Genomic DNA, 20,316 nt, shown 5'->3' on the forward strand with positions numbered 1-20,316 from the left:
TCGTGTTTGATATCGGTTTTTGGGAACTGGTATTAATATCTGTCGTCGGGTTAGTTGTTTTAGGACCTGAGCGTTTGCCTGTGGCAATTCGTAGTGTCTCCAAGTTTATTGGATCGGCGAAGAGCATGGCGAACAGTGTGAAAGATGAACTTTCACATGAACTTAAGGTGCAAGAACTGCAAGAAAACCTGCGTAAGGCTGAGCAAATGGGGATGGAAGATCTCTCCCCTGAGCTGAAAAAGTCGGTGGATGAATTGAAGCAGGCAGCTGCTGAAGTTCAACGTCCATACGCTAAGCCTGAGTCTGATAAGCCAAGTGAGGCTCAAACGAGTCACACTGAGACTGCGGATCATGAATCACTTCAGATCAACAGTGAGGCATCAGCTACGCCAGATAAAAAAGCCGAATAGTCTCGCAAGGAGGAGTCGCGAAGTACTTGAACTGATAAGTATACGTGCGGCTCCTTTTCGATCGTCCTTATTAAGAGGTTTGACATGTCTTCGACTGAGCAGACACAGCCTTTAATCAGTCACTTACTAGAACTTCGTAATCGCCTATTGCGTGCCATTGTTGCCGTATTGGTGGTGTTTCTAGGGCTGATTTATTTTGCCAATGACATCTATGAGTTTGTCTCGGCTCCTTTGGTAGAGCGTCTACCTGAAGGGGCTACTATGATCGCAACCGATGTTGCTTCGCCGTTCTTTACGCCGTTGAAGCTAACGCTTGTTGCCTCTATTTTTGTCGCCGTTCCATTTATCTTGTATCAGGTTTGGGCCTTCGTTGCGCCGGGCTTATACAAGCATGAGAAGCGACTGATCATGCCGCTAATGGCATCGAGCTCACTGCTGTTCTACTGCGGTGTTGCCTTTGCGTACTTTGTGGTATTTCCGTTGGTGTTTACCTTCTTCACCACTATCTCTTTGGGGCAGGTCGAGTTCGCAACGGACATCTCTAGCTATCTAGATTTCGTACTGGCGTTGTTTTTAGCCTTTGGTATTGCTTTTGAGGTACCAGTAGCGATCATCTTATTGTGTTGGACTGGAGCGACGAATCCAAAATCGCTCTCAGAGAAACGTCCATACATTGTGGTTGGTGCGTTTGTCATCGGTATGATGCTGACACCACCAGATATGATTTCTCAAACTCTACTAGCGATTCCGATGTGTATTTTGTTCGAAGTGGGCTTATTCTTTGCTCGTTTCTATGTACGCAAAGATGAAGAAGACGAAGTAGAGTCGTGAGCTTTTTACGCAATTAGTGTTTAAAGACTCAATTGTCGAATCTTTAAGCAAAAAAAGCGGCCGTCGGGCCGCTTTTTTTGTTTTATTATTATCGAATTTTTAGCTGGTAGCCACATTTCTGACAGACGTAAATCTCTTTGATACCAATAAGTTTATGCCAAAAGGTTCGATGTTGACGTTGTAAGCTTTGTGCATGATCACACATAATCAACCACCTCCATATGCAGACGGGTGATATTAGATCGATTGAGCTGCTAACTCAAATAGAAATTGTAACTTTATATCATTTTTTAACAGTATGTTAGGCTATAATTTAAACAGCTGTTTGGCATTCTTTGTTGTGATCGCATCGACTTCTTCCAATGTAATACCTCGCAAATCGGCAATTCGTTTTGCGACAAGTTCTGTATAAGCTGGTTCATTGCGCTTGCCGCGGTTTGGCGTTGGTGCTAGGTAAGGGCAATCAGTTTCTAGGATCACTAGATCCATATCTAGGTGCGGAATCACCTTGTCCATCCCAGAGTTCTTGAATGTCGAAACGCCACCCAAACCGAGGTGGAAACCGAGCGCATTGATTGCTTGAGCTTCTTCTAAACTGCTACCGAAGCAGTGGAACACACCGCGCAGGCTGCCATCTTGCTGTTGCTTCAACAGAGCCAAGGTCTCTTCAATTGAATCTCGGGTATGGATAACAACCGGTAGGTCGAGTTCTTTGGCCCACTGCAGCTGAGTCACAAAGGCATACTCTTGTTCCGCTTTGTAGGTCTTATCCCAGTAGAGGTCGATACCAATCTCACCCACGGCGATAAAGTTGTGTTTGTCGAACCAAGCGCGGATAGTCTTCAGTGTTTCTTCAATATTTCCATCAACATAGCAAGGATGAAGTCCCATCATTGAATGGCAAACCTCTGGGAATTGACGTTCTGTTGCGAGCATAGGTTCGATGGAATCGAGGTCGATATTAGGCAGTAAAATACGATCAATGCCTTGAGCTAGCGCGCGTTGGACCACCTGCTCGCGGTCGTTATCAAATTCACTAGCGTAGATATGGGCATGAGTATCGATCATGGTTGTGTCCTGAAAAGCTGAAGAAACGAGTTGCCAAGAGTATACGGCAGTGTGAGGAGAAGGTCATTTTTTGCCATTTATCCCGGTTTTTACGGGGGATTTAGGTTTTACTGCTAGCGTCTTTAGCTAGCGGTGATATGCTTTTGCCAACTATTTTGCACTTTTTATAATCTAGGTAGTTGTTTACCTAGGCTAGGCAAGGAGAATCACGTGTCTGTATCTATTCAAGGTCAGTTCCCAGGTCGTCGCATGCGTCGTATGCGTAAACACGACTTCAGCCGCCGCTTAATGGCAGAAAACCAGTTATCAGTTAATGACTTAATCTACCCAATGTTCATTCTTATGGGTAAGGACCGTCGTGAAACGGTTGAGTCTATGCCGGGCATTGAGCGCCTTTCAATTGACTTGATGTTGGAAGAAGCAGAATACCTTTCTCAACTTGGGGTGCCTGCGATTGCACTGTTCCCTGTTGTTAACCAAGACGCGAAAAGCCTATGTGCAGCAGAAGCGCACAACTCAGAAGGTTTGGTTCAGCGTGCTGTACGCGCATTGAAAGAGCATGTGCCAAACATTGGTGTGATTACCGACGTAGCACTAGACCCATTCACGACTCATGGCCAAGACGGCATCATCGATGAAGATGGCTATGTGATGAACGACGAAACAACCGAGGTTTTGATCAAGCAAGCTCTGTCTCATGCGGAAGCGGGTGCCGATGTTGTTGCACCATCAGATATGATGGATGGTCGTATCGGTAAGATCCGTGAAGCTTTAGAAGAAGCGGGTCATATTCATACTCAAATCATGGCGTATTCAGCTAAATATGCATCGTGCTACTACGGCCCATTCCGTGATGCCGTCGGCAGTGCATCTAACCTGAAAGGTGGTGATAAGAAAAACTACCAGATGGATCCGGCTAACAGTGATGAAGCGATTCACGAAGTGGCTATGGACCTGAACGAAGGTGCAGATATGGTGATGGTGAAACCAGGTATGCCTTATCTAGACATTATTCGTCGCGTGAAGCATGAACTGCAAGCACCAACATTTGCATATCAAGTGTCTGGTGAGTACGCGATGCACAAAGCTGCGATTCAAAATGGTTGGCTGAAAGAGCGCGAAACAGTACTAGAATCTCTATTGTGCTTTAAGCGCGCTGGTGCTGATGGCATTCTGACTTACTTCGCTAAAGATGTGGCTGAGTGGCTAGCTGAAGACGATGCTCAAGCAGCACAGTTTCTAAGAAACAAATAGTCGTCGAGACAAATCTTAAAAGGCCAGCCATCACGCTGGCCTTTATTCGTTTTTAGGAGATTTAAAATGACCGTTGTGGTTCGTGAGGGGACACTGGAAGAGTGCGTGGCTGTTGTGGAACAGATCGATGAGTTCAGCCACAAAGAGAGCGTTGAATCTCTTTCAGTGCGCCTACAAGACAAAAAACAGTTAGTGCTCGTTGCTGAAGAGGATGGGCAGCTGCTCGGCTTTAAAATTGGTTATCAGTTAGATGAGCAAACTTTTTATAGCTGGTTTGGTGGCGTCTCTCCTTTGGCTCGAAACAAAGGCGTCGCGCAGCTTCAATTAGATGTTCAGGAGCAATGGGTACGAGATCAGGGCTATAAACAGCTAAAAGTGAAGTCTAGGAACCAATTTTCTTCGATGTTGAGACTGCTATTGAGAAATGGCTACATGATAGAAAATTTCGAACAAAAAGAAGATATTAAAGAGAATAGACTGCACTTTGTGAAGCAGATGTGAGATGAAGGTTTGATGACAATTACAATTAAATGAGATTTATTATCATTTAATTGTTGACTATCAAATGAGAATCATTATTATTAACTTCGTCTTAGGGAATGAGGAAATGTTCACAAGGATGTTTAGTAACTAAGCGCTCCGCTGAGTTACCAACAGAATTCTCGCGAACTTAAACTAAGTTCTTTTTGACACGACATTGCTCACATTGCTTCCAGTGTAATTTATAGCTTTTTGGTTAAGCTGTGGTATTCAATTGAATAGCTTCACCGCTTTTTGCTAGGCGACATCCTCGGGTGTCGCTTTTTTTCTATCTCAATTTCAACAAGATGCATATATAGCACCATAAAGGTGCATGCATAAATCCTCATCAATATTCTTTTCCACAACGCAAGATCGAAAAAAGATCGTTGATCATATGTTCGATCTCTATTTTTATTTATTTATTTCAATGGTTTATGGTGTATTTTTGTTTCATTTTACCAACTTCTCAACAGGGTGGATAAATAATATAAACAGAGTTATCCACAGATGGGGCGGCTTGTGGAACAAAAAATAACAAGATTCTGTTTATAACAAACACAACCCATTCTACGGATACAGATCGACAACGTGGAATCCCGTCACTATACGTGGCATGCTTACCTCATCATTTCTGTACTTATTACTGGATACACAAACACTATGGCTCGTATTCCTGATAATCCATTGATTCTGATTGATGGCTCTTCTTACTTATATCGCGCGTTCCATGCTTACCCGGGCACCATGAGTAATGGTGATATTCCTACCAACGCCATCTATGGTGTGGTGAACATGCTGCGCAGCATGATGCGTCAATTTGCCTCCGATCGTATTGCCGTTATTTTCGATGCAAAAGGCAAAACGTTCCGTGATGATATGTATCCAGAATATAAGGCGAACCGTCCTCCAATGCCGGATGATCTGCGTTGCCAAATTGAGCCTCTACACAATGTGATTCGTGCAATGGGTCTGCCATTGATCTCGATCCCGGGCGTGGAAGCGGATGATGTTATCGGTACGCTTGCGTCACAAGCATCAAAAGCGGGTATGCCTGTGCTGATCAGTACTGGTGATAAAGATATGGCTCAGCTGGTTGATGATAACGTTACGCTGATCAATACCATGACGAATGTTGTGATGGATCGTGAAGGTGTTATTGAGAAGTTTGGTATTCCACCTGAGCTGATCATCGATTACTTGGCACTGATGGGCGATAAAGTGGATAACATCCCTGGTGTACCGGGTGTTGGTGATAAAACGGCGACTGCACTACTTCAGGGCATCGGTAGTATCGAAAAGCTATACCAGAACCTAGACGATATTGCAGCGCTTGGATTCCGTGGCTCGAAAACCATGGCTAAAAAGCTGGTTGATAACGAAGAGAATGCCAAACTTTCTTATGAACTAGCGACCATCAAGCTGGATGTCGAATTAGAAGAGACACCAGAGTCCTTAGTTAAAGCAACGCCAAACACAGACGAGCTGATCAAGCTTTACGGCCAGTTAGTCTTCAAATCATGGCTCAATGAGCTGCTAGAAGGCGGCACAGGTGTGGTTGAAGCCGATGAAAATTCTGGCGCAGCGGGTGCTACGCGCTCTGCGGCTGCATCGACATCATCAAGCGTTGAGATGGACACTTCTGCAGTGACCATTGATCGCAGTAAGTACGAAACGATTCTGAATGAAGAAGACTTCAACGCGTGGCTAGAGAAGTTAAAAGCCGCGGAAGTGTTTGCCTTTGATACAGAGACTGACAGCCTTGACTACATGGTAGCGAACCTAGTCGGTTTATCATTCGCGACAGAAGAGGGTGTAGCCGCTTACGTACCTGTGGCACATGACTACCTAGATGCACCAGCACAGCTGGATCGCGATTGGGTACTAGAACAGCTGAAGCCGATTTTAGAAGACGATACTCAAGCCAAAGTCGGTCAGAACCTTAAGTACGATGCGTCTGTGCTTGCGCGCTACGGCATTGAGATGAAGGGCATTAAGCATGACACCATGTTGGCATCTTACGTTTTCAACAGCGTAGGTGGTAAGCATGATATGGATAGTCTTGCGCTGCGTTTCCTACAACACAGCTGCATCTCATTCGAGCAGATTGCAGGCAAGGGTAAGAAGCAACTGACATTCAACCAGATCGAACTAGGTGAGGCGTCTCCATACGCTGCTGAAGATGCGGATGTAACCCTACGTCTGCATAACCGTTTGATGCAAAACATCCAGCAAGATGAAAAGCTAAAAGCGATTTACGAAGAGATTGAAGTACCATTGGTGCCGGTGATTTCTCGCATTGAACGCACCGGTGTATTTGTCGATGACATGTTGCTAGGTGCACAGTCGCAAGAAATTGCTGCACGCCTTGATGAGCTTGAGCAGAAGGCTTACGAAATTGCTGAGCAAGAGTTCAACATGAACTCACCAAAACAGCTGCAATCAATCTTATTCGAGAAGATGGGTCTGCCTGTGGTGAAGAAGACGCCATCGGGCGCGCCATCAACTAATGAAGAAGTGCTTCAAGAGCTGGCTCTGGACTACCCACTGCCGAAGCTGATTCTGGAATACCGTGGCTTAGCTAAACTGAAGTCGACTTACACAGACAAGCTACCGAAGATGATTAATGCAGAGACAGGTCGCGTACATACCTCTTACCACCAAGCGGTAACGGCGACAGGTCGTCTATCTTCGACAGATCCAAACCTACAGAACATTCCAATTCGTAACGAAGAAGGCCGTCGTATTCGTCAGGCATTTGTAGCGCCTCACGGTTGGAAGATTCTTGCTGTCGATTACTCTCAGATTGAACTGCGTATCATGGCGCATCTATCTGGCGATAAAGCGCTACTTGAAGCCTTCCAACAAGGTAAAGATATCCACGCAGCAACGGCAGCTGAGATCATTGGCGTGAGCATTGATGATGTGACGTCAGAGCAGCGTCGTCGCGCGAAAGCGGTTAACTTTGGTCTTATCTACGGTATGAGTGCCTTTGGCCTTGCGAAGCAGCTAGGTATTCCTCGTGGCGAAGCACAACACTACATGGACACTTACTTTGAGCGTTACCCTGGCGTAATGCAGTATATGGAAGACACACGCAGCGCGGCTTCTGAGCAGGGTTTCGTTGAGACGATTTACGGTCGTCGTCTACATCTACCAGAAATTAAGTCTCGTAACGGTATGCGTCGTAAGGCTGCGGAGCGTGCGGCGATCAACGCACCAATGCAAGGTACTGCAGCAGACATCATCAAGAAAGCGATGCTATTGGTGGACGAGTGGATTCAAGCTGAAGGCGCGGGTTGCGTGAAGCTACTGATGCAAGTACATGATGAACTGGTGTTTGAAGTAGAAGAGTCAGCATTAGCTGAAATTGAAAGTAAAGTACAAGAATTGATGGAATCAGCCGCTGAGCTAGATGTCCCACTGGTTGCGGAAGCTGGCCATGGTGACAACTGGGATCAGGCCCACTAATCACTTTTTAACCTTATTTGCGAAATTAGTATGAGCCAGTGCACAAACACTGGCTTTTTTTTGCCATGAATAAAGCTAGCTACTTCAAGCGTTCGAAGTGTTTTAATAAAACATTCATGAAAAAAAACTACAAAAATTGTTTTCATTTCTGAGCAATTGTTGTACATTAAATCTCGTAGGGTACAGAGGTAAGATGTTCTATCTTTCAGACCTTTTGTTTCACGTTATTGGATTAGGCTGATTCAGCCGCCCCAGTCAGTATTTGACTGGGGCGTTTTTTCTTGTGCGGAAGAAAATTTTCCATCTCTACTTTTTTCGTCGATATTTCGTGTCCTAACTCACCTTTCGCTTATCTATCTGCTCCAAAACAGTCTCATCGACAAATACACTATGATTTGATGTTTGTGGAATAAAGCGATCAAAATGTAACTTTTCATCAAAGCCATTTAGCCTTGTTTTATCTGGGAAAATAACCTTGTTAAGTCTGGGGTGTGCAGCGATTTCGTTATTGTTGCTGCTTTATTTGTTCTGCTCTTCAGTCGTTAACTCTTTCTTAGCATCGCTTTTCTGATCAATGGCTTCCATTAAGTACTGTTGTTTGTCGGTGCTGTATTTCAATGCTTCTGCGGTGATCTGGATGGATTGCGCCATCGCCGAGATATTGCTGGTGGCTTGGACGAGGGTGTGTTGCATCGGTTTCAGAATCAGTAGATAGATAGCAATCAAAGCCAAGATGATGACGCCAACGATAGCGATTAAGGCAATCAAGATTTTGCTTTGGATATCGTCAAGTAGGGTTTGGCTGGTCTGTTGGAAGGTCATTCGTGAGTGTTCAAATACTTCGGGAAGGTGATTGAGCGATTGAGTTGTGGATGCGCTCAATTGGTTAATGCTGGCGATCGTTTCATTGAGCGCCTGTTGTTGGTCTTCACTGAGATTTGGGTTATTGACGATGGACTGCAGTGACTCTGAAATGACTTGTAGCGACTGGCTGGCTTCTTTTGCGTATTTCTCCATACCATCGAGATCGAGAGTCATGTCGACATTCATTAGAGCTGGCGGCGGAGCTTGGGTCTCTTCAGCATGCAGCGATAGTGGCATTAACAACAACGGTGACAGCAAACTGACAAGGGCCAAAAGTCGCAGTGGTGTCCATTTTTTTAACATGAGCTTTCCTTTCCCATTATTAAGTTAGATAACAGCGATCTAACTATTGTTATCATCTATTTATTCTATTTCTGACTTTCAGTATGGCTCACTTCAGAGTGCTAACCGATTAAAATTAGGTAAAAAAATACCCCGCTTATATAAGCAGGGTAAGTCTTTTATTCATCAAAGCTAACGAATGTGTCTATTTTAAGCTTCGTCGTTGCGCTCTTCTTCTGCAAGCTCATCGATCATTTGCTCAGCAAGCGCAGGTGCGAACCATTCGTCCATCTTGCTGCGTAGTTGGTCAACGCCGATGCCTTTTAGCGACGAGAATACGTCAACAGCAACATCACCACCAAAAGATTGTGCATCTTTACGAATCTTAAGTAGTTGTGCTTTACGCGCGCCTTGTTTTAGCTTGTCGGCCTTAGTTAGCAGAACTTGTACTGGAATGCGGCTATCAATCGCCCAGTAGATCATCTGTTGGTCAAGGTCCTTCATTGGGTGGCGGATATCCATCAATACCACCAAACCTTTTAGCGATTCACGCTTTTGAAGGTATTCACCTAGCGACTTCTGCCACTTTTTCTTCATTTCTAGTGGTACTTGCGCGAAGCCGTACCCCGGTAAATCGACAATATGACAACCATCAGTTACCTTGAACAGGTTGATCAGTTGAGTACGACCTGGGGTCTTACTGGTTTTCGCTAGACTTTTTTGGTTTGTCACGCGATTTAGTGCGCTAGATTTACCAGCATTGGAGCGTCCTGCGAACGCAATTTCGATCCCTTCGTCTTCTGGTAAGTGACGAATATCAGGTGCACTGGTAATGAAATGCGTGTTTTGATAATGAATTTTTACGCTCACTGTTAACTCCATCTCGACTTTGTGTAGTCGATTGATTACTTTTTTGTGAATTTGTGTAAAATAACCGTGCTCGGCATAAGGTCGCCTATTGTACCATGAGTGGCAACATAGAGTGGTACTGGAAGCTTGATAATTATAATGGAATGTCATGAAGAAATTAGCGCTAATTTTGAGTCTATTAGCCAGCTGCTCAGTATGGGCTCAAGGTAGTATTGAAGCTGGTAAAGCCAAATCACAAACATGTGTTGCCTGCCACGGTGCTGACGGCAACAGTCTGATCACACAGTACCCTAAACTGGCTGGTCAACATGAGAAATACCTTGAGAAGCAGTTAAAAGATCTCAAGTTAGGTATGACTAGTGGTGGTAAACAAGGTCGTAATGAACCTGTAATGGGTGCAATGGCGATGCCTCTGTCTGAACAAGACATGGCTGACCTAGCTGCATATTACGCATCTCTGCCTATCTCTAACAACTCTACGCCAGAAAACGTAGTAGAAGAGGGTAAGGTTCTATACACAGCGGGTGACGCTGAACGCGGCGTAACGGCGTGTATTGCTTGTCACGGCCCTCGTGGTAACGGTACAGAGCTATCTGGTTTCCCTAAGATTTCTGGTCAGCATGCAGAATACATCAAAGCACAGCTTGAGAAATTCCGCGATGGTAGCCGTAACAACGACATGAACGCGATGATGCGTGATGTAGCTAAAAAGCTAACAGACGCAGATATTGAAACCTTATCGAAGTACGTTGGTGGTCTACACTAATTTGTCGGTTTCTCGCTCTTAATTAAGAGCAAAGAAATGTACGTTCGAGCAAGATTTAGGATGCGCCCTGGCCATGATTGGCTGGGGCGTTGTCTTTTGTATAACCTTGCATTATGTATGGTGTGATCAAATTGGCATTCTTTATGGGTGTTCAAGAGCTGTACAAAAAGTGTGAAGTCGCGCTCTTGTCGTTTTTTGATAAGTGAGTAAAGTATGCGCCATCAGCTTGGAGCTGAAATCGATATGGATGATCGTCTAGTCTAATGGTATAGACAGAAAAGGATCAGGCTAGGATAGCCCAGCGACAAGGTGTTAGAAACGGATAGCCAAAATTCATCAGGGTGATGAACAAAAAACAAATTTGGCAAGGAAAGCACCAATAACAAATGGAGATTTGTGTACCAAGTTGAGTATGCAAATTTTGGCCAATATAGGCAGATTTAGAGAGCGATAGGTTTTCCTATCGCTTTTTTTATTGATTTGATGAAAAAACACCCAATATCTCTCCACTCTAAACGCACTTTCTGGTATGTTTCGCATCCCTGTTTAAGGATGTGCTATGTATACTTGTCCCTTATGCCATCATCACGATGTGCATCACTACTTTGAAGACAAACGCAGAGAGTATCTGCAGTGTCAGCAATGTGAGTTGGTATTTGTAAAACCTGACCAAAGGTTAGAAGCAAGCGAAGAGAAAGCACACTACGATCTGCATGAGAATGATCCCAGTGATGCTGGCTATCGTAAGTTCTTGTCGCGCATTGCCGACCCATTAACAGACAGAATTTCATCTAACTCACACGGGTTAGATTTTGGTTGTGGCCCAGGCCCTACGCTATCTATCATGTTAGAAGAAGCTGGACACACCATGGAGTTGTACGACATCTACTATCATCCAGAACGCGCCGTTCTCGATAAGACGTATGACTTTATGACTGCCACCGAGGTGATTGAACATCTTTATGAACCCGATAAGGTGTGGCAGCAATGGTTGAATTTAGTTAAGCCAGAGGGCTGGATTGGTCTTATGACCAAGCTAGTAATTGACGTGGACGCGTTTGCTGGTTGGCACTATAAGAATGATCCGACGCATGTGGTCTTTTTTAGCCGCCAAACATTCCAGTTTTTGGCTGAGCGGGATAAGCTCGAACTCGAATTTGTTGGAAATGATGTAATTTTACTGAGGAAGACCCAGTAATGAGCCGTAGCAAAAAATCAAGAAAGCCAGGAGCTTACGGTGCTCCTGAAGTGATCGTAACTCGCAACCGTAGCGAATCGGATGTTGAGGGACGTGAGCGTAAGCGCCTGAAGAAACGTAAAGGTTTAAAATCAGGTAGCCGTCACTCAGACGGTGGCGAAGCGAAACAGCGTAAAGCTGCACAAAACCGCGACCCACGTCTAGGCAGCAAGAAAAAGATTCCATTGGTGATCGAACCGGTTAAGAAGCCAACCAAACAAGAGCGTAAGTTGTCGTTTGAACAAGAGCTAGAGATGCTTGAGAACGATGCACAACTGAACACCTTGCTTGACCGTCTAGAAGCGGGCGAAAACTTGGGTGCTGGTCTACAGAAACTGGTAGACGAGAAGTTGGATCGCATTGAGTTCCTAATGGATCGCCTAGGACTACTTGAGCCAGAAGAGGAAGAGGTGTTTGATGACCTGCCTGAGTCTGTATCTAAGAAAGCCTCTTCAGATGAAGACCTACTGTCGCAGTTTGAAGACATCGATCTCGATAACTTTAAAGGCTAAGAACCTATGAATGTAACCTTATTAGCAATTGCTGGCGGAATTATCGTTCTTGGCTTGGGCTGTTACGCAGGTTACCTTCTACTTCAAGTGAAGAAGCAGACGGAGTTGCAAAAGCACCATAAAGCTCTGGCCATCGAGAAGCGTAACGCGAACATCTTCGACAACGTGAACACCTTATGTCTTGCCGGCATTCAAGGTCAGTGTGATTTGTCAGAGATTAGTATCCGCGTGTATAACATCATGGACTTTGTTCAGGGCGATGAACGTGTCGATTTCGACGCCGAATACCCTGCGACCTCTGAGTTGTATCATGTGGTTAAGGACATGGCGCGTGGTGAAGATCGACAAAATCTTCCGAAGCGAGAGCGTATGAAGCAGAATCTGGCTCGACAAAAAGCCGAGTCACGCTTGAACGAATCCATCATTGAAGAGTTGAAGCAGTTACAGAAGAAAGTAAAACCGCTTAATAACCAAATCAACATTCAGATGATCTAATAAAAAGGGCTTATGTGGTGTGGTGTCACATCAAATAAGCCCTCTTACCCTTGTGTTATCTTACATCCCCTAAGTCGGTTAGTGATCAAGCTATCAATTTTGAGCATTGGTGTTCAAAAAGCGATTAGCGGTCAAACGTCCTTACAAGTCGTGTGGCAAAATAACCCGTCTATATTTTAATGTATGTAAAATGATTTGAGAGTACATCAGTATTCACGAATCTAAATTGGAAATACCATCATGTCGAGCAAGCCAGCAGTAACGAGCCAGCAAATCGTTTGGGATCAAGCCATCTTAGACAAGTACAACTATTCTGGTCCGCGTTACACCTCTTATCCAACTGCGTTGGAGTTCCATGAAGCTTTCACGGTCTCTGATTATGACATGGCGTGTACTCAGTACCCTGAGCGCCCGCTTTCTCTTTACGTACATATCCCGTTTTGTCACAAGCTTTGTTACTACTGTGGTTGTAACAAGGTGATCACTCGTCACTCGCATAAGGCTGATGAGTATCTGGATGTCATTGAGCATGAGATCCGCCAACGCGCTGCACTACTGCAAGGGCGTGAAGTGACACAACTGCACTTTGGTGGCGGTACACCAACCTTCTTGAGCAAAGCACAAATTACTCGTTTGATGATGATCCTGCGCGATGAGTTCAACTTTACTCAAGATGCGGAGATCAGTATTGAAGTTGACCCGCGTGAGATTGAGCTAGATATGCTTGACCACCTGCGCAGTGAAGGCTTTAACCGTCTGAGTATTGGTGTTCAGGACTTCAACAAAGAAGTACAGAAACTGGTTAACCGTGAGCAAGATGAAGAGTTCATTATTGCTATGGTGCAGCGTGCCAAAGACCTTGGCTTCCGCTCAACCAACCTTGACCTTATCTACGGCCTGCCAAAGCAGACTCAAGCGCTATTTGCTGAAACATTGAAGCAAGTGCTCGAGATGAAGCCGGGTCGTCTATCGGTATTTAACTACGCCCACATGCCTCAACTGTTTGCGGCTCAGCGCAAGATTAAAGACGAAGATCTACCAAAAGCAGAAGAGAAGATGGCGATTCTGCAAGACACCATCGCGACGCTAACTGGCGCAGGCTACCAGTTTATCGGGATGGACCACTTCGCTCTACCTGAAGATGAGCTAGCGGTAGCACAGCGTGAAGGCATTCTTCACCGCAACTTCCAAGGCTACACTACACAAGGTGAGTGTGACCTGATTGGCTTTGGTGTATCGGCTATCTCTATGGTGGGTGACGCTTACGCTCAGAACCAGAAAGAGTTGAAGAAGTACTACGCTCAAGTGAACGAACTTCGTCATGCTCTATGGAAGGGTGTGGCACTGGATAACGATGACCTATTGCGTCGTGAAGTGATTAAGCAGCTGATCTGTAACTTTAAACTGGATAAGACCCAGATTGAGTCTGAATTCTCAGTGAACTTTAATCGCTACTTCAAAGAAGACTTAGAGCTACTGCAAACCTTCATTAACGATGAGTTAGTTGAAGTGGATGACAAAGAGATCCGTGTAACCCTGCGTGGTCGACTATTGATTCGTAACATCTGTATGTGTTTCGATAAGTATCTGCGTGCCAAGGCGCGTCAGCAGCAGTTCTCTCGCGTTATCTAAGCGAGCTCTGTTTTTACAATATCTGTTTTTCTAACAAAAATGCCAGCATTGAGATGCTGGCATTTTTTATCTTATCACGAGCAATACTGCTGCTAATTCTGCTGATGCGGCCACTCATCGAATGGCACCGGGCGACTGTAAAGGAAGCCTTGTGCTTGTGGGCATTTCAGCTGCTTAAGCAAATCAGCCTGCTGTTGGGTTTCCACGCCTTCAGCCACTAAGTTCACTTTAAAGCCGCGAGTAATATTCACAATCGCAGCCACGATTGAACTATCAAGGTTCTCTTTCTCTAGCTTATTGACGAAGCTGCGATCGATCTTCAAACAATCAAATGGCAGCTTTTGCAGGTAGGCTAGCGAAGAGTAGCCAGTACCAAAGTCATCAATCGCAATTGAGATCCCCAGAGCCTTAAGAGCCAACATATTCTCAATGATGGTTGGGTCGTTATCGACGATGCGCGACTCGGTGATCTCCAAGGTGAGATTACGAGCTGGGAGCTTAGTATCGCGCAGCGTGGTTTTTACCTGCTCAACAAAGCCTGCTTGGCTCAGCTGATCAACGGCTAAGTTAACGTGAATTGAGAAATCAGGAGACCACATGCCGCTTTCAATCGCGATTGCAGTATCACGACAGGATTTGTGCAGAATCTGTTGGCCGATATCACTGATAAGTCCGGTCTCTTCCGCTAATGGGATAAACTCCAACGGTGCGATGATACCTTGCTCCGTTACCCAACGAGCCAGTGCTTCTGCACCAATGGTTGTGCCTGTTTCTAGGTCGATGATTGGCTGGTAGAAGGGTTCAAACTGCTTCTTCTCAATCGCTTTATTGATACGAGCCAACATCTTTGTACGATGTCTTGAGGCATTAGCCATTTCAGGGCTGTAGATGCTAAAGCGCGCCTTGTCTTGTTTTGCGTTGCTCAAAGCGATACTGCTGTTACGCAGCCACAGGGTCATATCGCTGTCTTCGCACTGCTGAACAATACCAATTGAAATGTTGATCACCACATTTTCTGATTCCATACAGAAAGGGGAGGCGAAGGTCTGTAGCAGTCGGTTTGCTAGTAGGCCCACTTCCTCTTGGCCTGTCACATCCGGTGCGTAGATAGCGAATTCATCACCACCTGTACGAGCCAATAAGTAGTGATCTGGCAGGATACCTCGCAGGCGAGCTGCAGCGATGATCAGCAGTTGGTCACCATTGTAGTGTCCAAGGCTGTCGTTGATGTCGCGGAAGCGGTCAATACCCACCAGATACAGGGTGCCAGTATTGGCGATGTTGAGCTTTTTCGCAGCATCCACTATACCTTCACGGCTATACAGCTTAGTCAGTGAGTCATAGGTAAGCTGGGTTTGCAGCGCATTGAATGAGGACTTGAGGTTATTGGTCATCTCATTGAACGCCTCAACCAACATACTGGTTTCGTAAATGTTGCCCGGTCGCGGCATAGTACTTTCCCAATCGCCTTTCGCGAGCTGTTTGGCTGCATCTGCAGTTGAGGTGATTGGTCGGGTAACGCGATTAAATGCCAGTAGTCCTAGAGTGATGCCTACAAAGCTCAGCAGTAAACCCAGAAGCCAACTATTACGTTGATTCTCCGGCAGCTTACCCAGTAGATCGGTTTTAGGAATCGACATACCAATGAACCATGTAATACCGTGTTCATCAGAATAGGGGGTGATCTGGTTGTAGAAGCGCTCACCGTCGAGGTCGAAACTAAAGCGGTGTACTTGCTGATCATCCGTTAGGTGGAATTGGTCGACGTGGGAGGCACTTTCGCGAATGATTGGGTTCGGGCTCTCCGATGCTAGCAGTCTTTCACCGCGATCGGAGTGGCGGGTATTACCCCAAGAGACCACGCTGCCACCATCAGAGTGCGCCACCATACGCTGCTCTTTGTCCATGATGTAAACCGAGGCGTTAGTCTTGTCTTTTAGCTGTTTGAGAAAGGCATTGAAGGTGTCGATCTTAATGTCGCTAACGATGACCGCTTTAAACTCACCTTGGTCGTAAATCGGTGCAAGGGCAGAGAGTGTGATCTCCTGTCTTTCATCAGCGTTGGTGTAAATCGTTGACCATGCAGGCTTGGTTTTGTGCGCAACAGGTGTGTACCAAGGACGAACGCGTGGGTCGTAATTCGAGATAACAGAGCGAATGTCGTCACTGATTTTTCCGCCACGATAGATGACCAACTGATTCTGAGTGCGGTCATCTTGAACCATCAGTGTATAGCCGTTATTGGCCTCTTTGCGAAAGCCAACGTAATTACTGTCTTCAGAACCAAAGCCGATCACATCCAGTTGTTCGATGGTCGAGAAATGCCCAGAGAAGCTCTGCAGAATGTAGTCTTGAACTTCACGTAGGTTACCTGGGTGGTAGAGTTGGTGATATCCAATGTTATGACTTAGAGACAGGTTTGCGTGAAAGGGCTTCTCTAGGAATTCAGCTAGGCTCTTGTGAACATTCTCTGTCAGTGACGTTAATTGACGCGCACTGACATCACGAACCATTTCCTCATAACTGCTCTTCTGAGTAAAAACCATTACACCGATGGTGAAGAGAAAAATCATCACGAACGGCAAAACCACTGCGGTTCTGAGTGTAATTTGGGTTTTTATGGACATCGACGACTAAAACTTTTGTATGTTGTACTGTAATTGTACCGACTCCATCCCAGTCAAGCGACACTTTTTTGATTAAAAAGTAACTGCAATTTTGAGCATATCTAAGCTAGTACAACTCTTTTAGCTTCCTAGTTAGGGTATTTCGTCCCCAACCGAGCACTTTCGCAGCATCTTGTTTGTGACCATTAGTATGGTTCAAAGCCGCTTCAAGTAGTATACGTTCAAACTCTGGAAGCGCATAAGAGAGCAGCTCTTTTTCTCCTGAATCCAGCGCACATTTTGCCCAATTCGCTAGAAGATTCTGCCAACTATCCCCGCTATCGCTGGTGGTAACCGTTTTCTCTTCGAGCAATTCTGGCGGAAGATCTGATGGCAGTATTTCGCTACCACTCGCCATTACTGTCAGCCAGCGACAGATATTCTCTAGTTGGCGCACGTTACCTGGCCAGTTGAGTTGGTTAAGCTTAGCGATGGTCTCTGGGTGAAGCGCTTTCACCTCAACGCCAAGCTCTTCTGCAGCTGAGCTCAGGAAGTGCTGCGTTAGTTTTTCGATGTCCTGCTTACGTTCGCGCAGTGCTGGGATATGGATACGAATGACGTTGAGACGGTGGAACAGATCCTCACGGAAGTCGCCTTCGTGTACCAAACGTTCTAAGTCTTGGTGGGTTGCTGCAACGATACGAACGTCGACCTTCACCGCGGAATGACCACCAACACGGTAGAACTGTCCATCTGAAAGCACACGCAATAGACGCGTTTGGATGTCGAGTGGCATATCACCGATCTCATCCAAGAACAGGGTGCCGCCGTTAGCCTGTTCGAAACGACCTTGGCGCACGCTATTGGCACCGGTAAACGCGCCTTTTTCGTGACCAAACAACTCTGATTCGATCAAGTCTTTTGGAATGGCGGCCATGTTGAGGGCGATAAACGGTTTAGTCGCGCGTGGACTATGGCGATGTAGGGCGTGGGCAACCAGCTCTTTACCTGTCCCTGATTCGCCATTGATCAACACAGAAATTGAAGAGCGAGACAGACGACCGATGGCTCGGAAAACCTCCTGCATTGCCGGTGCTTCACCAATGATTTCTGGTGCGTCGGTATCGACAACTTCATTGGCTTGTTCGCGTTTTTGCTCATGGCTGTGGGCAATCGCACGTTCAACCAGAGTTAGGGTTTCATCGATATCGAATGGTTTTGGAAGATACTCGAAAGCACCTTTCTGATAAGCGTTAACCGCTGCGTCGAGGTCCGAGTGTGCGGTCATTATGATGACTGGCAGATCCGGTGAGCGCTGCTGAACTTGATTAAGTAGCTCGATACCGTCGATACCCGGCATGCGGATATCTGAGACTAAGACATCAGGAATTTCGCGCTCCAGTGCCATGAGCACGCTCTCTGCATCCGCGAAGGTTTCACATTTAATGTCCGCCGAAGAGAGCGTCTTCTCAACGACCCAGCGGATAGAGCTGTCGTCATCGACGACCCATACATATCCTTTACTCATAGTTCCATTCCTTTGCAGCCAATTCTATTGTGATGATCATTGTTGTTTTTATGCTGTTATATCTTGTTGCCAACACCACCCAAGCAGCTCTCTGGTGATGTCGATAAATCTATTAAATCGGTAGATAAATGGTGAAGGTGGTGTTCCCCGGCCAGCTCTCTACATCAATTTTGCCGTTATGTTGGTCAATCAAGTTTTGCGAGATTGATAATCCAAGGCCTGTACCGCCTTCTCGTCCACTGACCATTGGATAAAAGAGGGTATCTTTGAGTTCATCTGGGATGCCCGGCCCGTTGTCGCAGATCTCAATACGTGCCGCGAGTTTGTGTCGCTGCCCATGAATGTTCGCCTGATGCACCGTTCTGGTGCGAATGGTGATTTTGCCCGATTCTTGTGAGCTCAATATCTGCGCAGCATTGCTCACAATGTTGAGCATCGCCTGCTCGACTTGGGCTGAGTCCATCAAGATGTCTGGCAGGCTCGGATCATAATCGCGCTCAATAACCAATGAAGAGCCTGACTCTAACTCCACCAATTGACGCACCTTCTCCAGAATTTGGTGGAGGTTCTCTTCACTTTTCTTACCCGGCTTTTGTGGGCCAAGTAAGCGGTCGACCAATGCTCTTAGACGGTCGGCCTGCTCGATAATAATTTGGGTGTATTCGTTCAGGGATTGGTCTGGCAGCATTTTCCCTAGAAGTTGTGCCGCGCCGCGTAGCCCACCGAGTGGGTTCTTAATTTCATGGGCTAAACCGCGCACCAAAAGCTTGGCCGCCTGTTGCTGGGCATGCTGGTTGAGCTCTTGGCTGAGGCGTCTTTGCTGGTCTATCTTGCGCATCTCTACCAACAGCAGAGTCTCACGCTGCCAAGTCATTGGACTGACGGTGACTTCCAGCATTAGCGGGCGGTTATCGACGACAAAGGTTACGTCGCTGTCAGTGATGCTTTGACCACTCTGCAGAGGCTGTGTAAGTAGTGCGAGATCGAGAGACGCATGCTGAATGAGTTGACTGAGTGGGTGATCAACAATGCGTTTGGCACTCTGTGAGAACAGCTGCTCGGCAGCCGGATTGGCATAACGCACATAGAGCTGCTCATCGAGCATCAAGGTGGCCGTCACCATATTGTCGAGTATGGCGTTAGATAATTGATGTGTCTCTATGCTGTCGCTCTGCGCTGATCGATTCACTGTTGCATCCTTGAACTGAGATTATTTCCTTGCACCAAATTGGTGCGTTGATAAGTTCAAGTATGGCGCATCTCAACCAGAAGCTAAAGATAATTCCTATCTGTTGCCTTAAAGTGGTCAGTATCCGGTGAAAAACAGACAAACTGGGCTTGTTTTGTGCACATTGGCCTACTTGATCGTTGCACGGTGTAAAAACACAGTGACTGGAGTAGTATATGCAATAAGCTTGCCGCTTCTATGTGCTTGAATAGCAATGGTATGTGCACCACGATCGATGTTTTTTAGTGCCCATGTTGATGTGGTTTGTGGTGCACCATAACGGCGCCCGTCTAGCATTAACTGCAGCTGCTCCCCAATACCCAGTTTTCGGTTGAGCTCTATTTCAATCGCAATCAAACCTCGATTGCTGCGTAAGGCCTGGTCATGCTGAGGAGTGATTAAAGTCAGTATGAGCGGAGGCGGAGTATCAGGCTTATCTGACGTAGGCGTTTCCTGAGTGGAAGTGGCTGCAGGCAAAGGCTCTGTAGGTTTAAGGTCAACTGGTGAGGCGCTATCAAATTTAGGGGCCGGAGCCACAGCTTGAACATCGGGTAGGTCCAGTGCCTTGGCTTTGCTGTTGTCTGGTGTATCACTAAAGTGCAGCACACCATTGTCGTCTTCCCAGGTGTAGACCGTTTGAGCACTCAGCATACCTGAGAATATTGCCCCAATTAATATCCATATCGCTTTCATGATGATGACCTTTTCAGATGCTGTGAATGCATGCGTTGTAGCAGTCGGAA

Annotated in this window: 17 protein-coding genes; 10 read left to right on the forward strand and 7 right to left on the reverse strand. The window is 46.1% G+C overall.

Annotated features, from left to right (window positions below):
• Positions 1–2 precede the first annotated feature (2 nt).
• Positions 3–410, forward strand: a complete 408-nt coding sequence (gene tatB / locus FIV04_RS00370) for a Sec-independent protein translocase protein TatB (RefSeq protein WP_032551068.1) — start codon at positions 3–5, stop codon at positions 408–410.
• Positions 411–494: 84 nt separating this feature from the next.
• On the forward strand, positions 495–1,241 hold the full coding sequence (tatC, locus tag FIV04_RS00375) for a twin-arginine translocase subunit TatC (protein ID WP_150870542.1): 747 nt from the start codon (positions 495–497) through the stop codon (positions 1,239–1,241).
• Between the two features lie 306 nt (positions 1,242–1,547).
• Here the strand turns inward: tatC and FIV04_RS00380 are convergent, their stop codons facing one another.
• Positions 1,548–2,309 (reverse strand): TatD family hydrolase, encoded by a 762-nt coding sequence (locus FIV04_RS00380; protein ID WP_152467939.1) that lies wholly within the window; start codon positions 2,307–2,309, stop codon positions 1,548–1,550.
• A gap of 210 nt (positions 2,310–2,519) precedes the next feature.
• Here FIV04_RS00380 and hemB point away from each other — a divergent pair, with 210 nt between their 5' ends.
• The 3 genes from hemB to polA all read left to right on the forward strand — a co-directional run bounded on the left by hemB (position 2,520) and on the right by polA (position 7,553).
• Positions 2,520–3,563, forward strand: a complete 1,044-nt coding sequence (gene hemB / locus FIV04_RS00385) for a porphobilinogen synthase (protein ID WP_152467940.1) — start codon at positions 2,520–2,522, stop codon at positions 3,561–3,563.
• Between the two features lie 66 nt (positions 3,564–3,629).
• Positions 3,630–4,064 (forward strand): GNAT family N-acetyltransferase, encoded by a 435-nt coding sequence (locus FIV04_RS00390; RefSeq protein WP_152467941.1) that lies wholly within the window; start codon positions 3,630–3,632, stop codon positions 4,062–4,064.
• A 681-nt stretch (positions 4,065–4,745) separates the two neighbouring features.
• Complete coding sequence (gene polA / locus FIV04_RS00395) at positions 4,746–7,553, forward strand: DNA polymerase I (RefSeq protein ID WP_152469503.1); 2,808 nt, start codon at positions 4,746–4,748, stop codon at positions 7,551–7,553.
• 519 nt (positions 7,554–8,072) lie between these two features.
• Here the strand turns inward: polA and FIV04_RS00400 are convergent.
• Both FIV04_RS00400 and yihA read right to left on the reverse strand, forming a co-directional pair.
• Positions 8,073–8,654, reverse strand: a complete 582-nt coding sequence (locus FIV04_RS00400; RefSeq protein ID WP_253895388.1) for a GTP-binding protein — start codon at positions 8,652–8,654, stop codon at positions 8,073–8,075.
• A 255-nt stretch (positions 8,655–8,909) separates the two neighbouring features.
• A complete protein-coding gene (yihA, locus tag FIV04_RS00405) occupies positions 8,910–9,569 on the reverse strand; it encodes a ribosome biogenesis GTP-binding protein YihA/YsxC (protein WP_152467943.1) in 660 nt (219 codons plus the stop codon).
• Positions 9,570–9,717: 148 nt separating this feature from the next.
• On the opposite strand from yihA, the gene FIV04_RS00410 reads away from it, so the two are divergent.
• The 5 genes from FIV04_RS00410 to hemN all read left to right on the forward strand — a co-directional run bounded on the left by FIV04_RS00410 (position 9,718) and on the right by hemN (position 14,211).
• Complete coding sequence (locus tag FIV04_RS00410; protein ID WP_032551078.1) at positions 9,718–10,335, forward strand: cytochrome c; 618 nt, start codon at positions 9,718–9,720, stop codon at positions 10,333–10,335.
• Between the two features lie 559 nt (positions 10,336–10,894).
• Positions 10,895–11,533: a class I SAM-dependent methyltransferase gene (locus FIV04_RS00415; RefSeq protein WP_152467944.1), complete on the forward strand. Its 639-nt coding sequence runs from the start codon at positions 10,895–10,897 to the stop codon at positions 11,531–11,533.
• Positions 11,533–12,084, forward strand: a complete 552-nt coding sequence (yihI, locus tag FIV04_RS00420; RefSeq protein ID WP_032551082.1) for a Der GTPase-activating protein YihI — start codon at positions 11,533–11,535, stop codon at positions 12,082–12,084. The genes FIV04_RS00415 and yihI overlap by 1 nt, the downstream gene beginning before the upstream one ends.
• 6 nt (positions 12,085–12,090) lie before the next feature.
• Complete coding sequence (locus tag FIV04_RS00425; protein WP_152467945.1) at positions 12,091–12,579, forward strand: DUF2489 domain-containing protein; 489 nt, start codon at positions 12,091–12,093, stop codon at positions 12,577–12,579.
• Positions 12,580–12,819: 240 nt separating this feature from the next.
• Entirely contained in the window at positions 12,820–14,211 is a 1,392-nt protein-coding gene (hemN, locus tag FIV04_RS00430) for an oxygen-independent coproporphyrinogen III oxidase (protein ID WP_032551084.1), read from the forward strand.
• 92 nt (positions 14,212–14,303) lie between these two features.
• Here the strand turns inward: hemN and FIV04_RS00435 are convergent, their stop codons facing one another.
• The 4 genes from FIV04_RS00435 to FIV04_RS00450 all read right to left on the reverse strand — a co-directional run bounded on the left by FIV04_RS00435 (position 14,304) and on the right by FIV04_RS00450 (position 20,266).
• Complete coding sequence (locus FIV04_RS00435) at positions 14,304–16,838, reverse strand: EAL domain-containing protein (protein WP_152467946.1); 2,535 nt, start codon at positions 16,836–16,838, stop codon at positions 14,304–14,306.
• 106 nt (positions 16,839–16,944) lie between these two features.
• Positions 16,945–18,345, reverse strand: a complete 1,401-nt coding sequence (gene glnG / locus FIV04_RS00440; RefSeq protein ID WP_152467947.1) for a nitrogen regulation protein NR(I) — start codon at positions 18,343–18,345, stop codon at positions 16,945–16,947.
• A gap of 112 nt (positions 18,346–18,457) precedes the next feature.
• Entirely contained in the window at positions 18,458–19,534 is a 1,077-nt protein-coding gene (gene glnL / locus FIV04_RS00445) for a nitrogen regulation protein NR(II) (RefSeq protein WP_032551088.1), read from the reverse strand.
• Between the two features lie 168 nt (positions 19,535–19,702).
• Positions 19,703–20,266 carry a DUF4124 domain-containing protein gene (locus FIV04_RS00450; RefSeq protein ID WP_152467948.1) on the reverse strand — a complete coding sequence of 188 codons (564 nt, stop codon included), beginning with the start codon at positions 20,264–20,266 and terminating at the stop codon, positions 19,703–19,705.
• Positions 20,267–20,316 lie beyond the last annotated feature (50 nt).

Source organism: Vibrio sp. THAF190c (assembly GCF_009363355.1).
Taxonomy (GTDB): domain Bacteria; phylum Pseudomonadota; class Gammaproteobacteria; order Enterobacterales; family Vibrionaceae; genus Vibrio; species Vibrio fortis_A.

Excerpts from the sequence above, each read along its gene's own strand:
- glnG (WP_152467947.1), bottom strand. The coding sequence starts at position 18,345 with ATGAGTAAAGGATATGTATGGGTCGTCGATGACGACAGCTCTATCCGC.
- tatC (WP_150870542.1), top strand. The coding sequence starts at position 495 with ATGTCTTCGACTGAGCAGACACAGCCTTTAATCAGTCACTTACTAGAA.
- yihI (WP_032551082.1), top strand. The coding sequence starts at position 11,533 with ATGAGCCGTAGCAAAAAATCAAGAAAGCCAGGAGCTTACGGTGCTCCT.
- hemN (WP_032551084.1), top strand. The coding sequence starts at position 12,820 with ATGTCGAGCAAGCCAGCAGTAACGAGCCAGCAAATCGTTTGGGATCAA.
- FIV04_RS00390 (WP_152467941.1), top strand. The coding sequence starts at position 3,630 with ATGACCGTTGTGGTTCGTGAGGGGACACTGGAAGAGTGCGTGGCTGTT.
- FIV04_RS00410 (WP_032551078.1), top strand. The coding sequence starts at position 9,718 with ATGAAGAAATTAGCGCTAATTTTGAGTCTATTAGCCAGCTGCTCAGTA.
- FIV04_RS00450 (WP_152467948.1), bottom strand. The coding sequence starts at position 20,266 with ATGAAAGCGATATGGATATTAATTGGGGCAATATTCTCAGGTATGCTG.
- FIV04_RS00415 (WP_152467944.1), top strand. The coding sequence starts at position 10,895 with ATGTATACTTGTCCCTTATGCCATCATCACGATGTGCATCACTACTTT.
- FIV04_RS00425 (WP_152467945.1), top strand. The coding sequence starts at position 12,091 with ATGAATGTAACCTTATTAGCAATTGCTGGCGGAATTATCGTTCTTGGC.
- FIV04_RS00400 (WP_253895388.1), bottom strand. The coding sequence starts at position 8,654 with ATGCCACTATCGCTGCATGCTGAAGAGACCCAAGCTCCGCCGCCAGCT.
- FIV04_RS00380 (WP_152467939.1), bottom strand. The coding sequence starts at position 2,309 with ATGATCGATACTCATGCCCATATCTACGCTAGTGAATTTGATAACGAC.
- polA (WP_152469503.1), top strand. The coding sequence starts at position 4,746 with ATGGCTCGTATTCCTGATAATCCATTGATTCTGATTGATGGCTCTTCT.
- FIV04_RS00435 (WP_152467946.1), bottom strand. The coding sequence starts at position 16,838 with ATGTCCATAAAAACCCAAATTACACTCAGAACCGCAGTGGTTTTGCCG.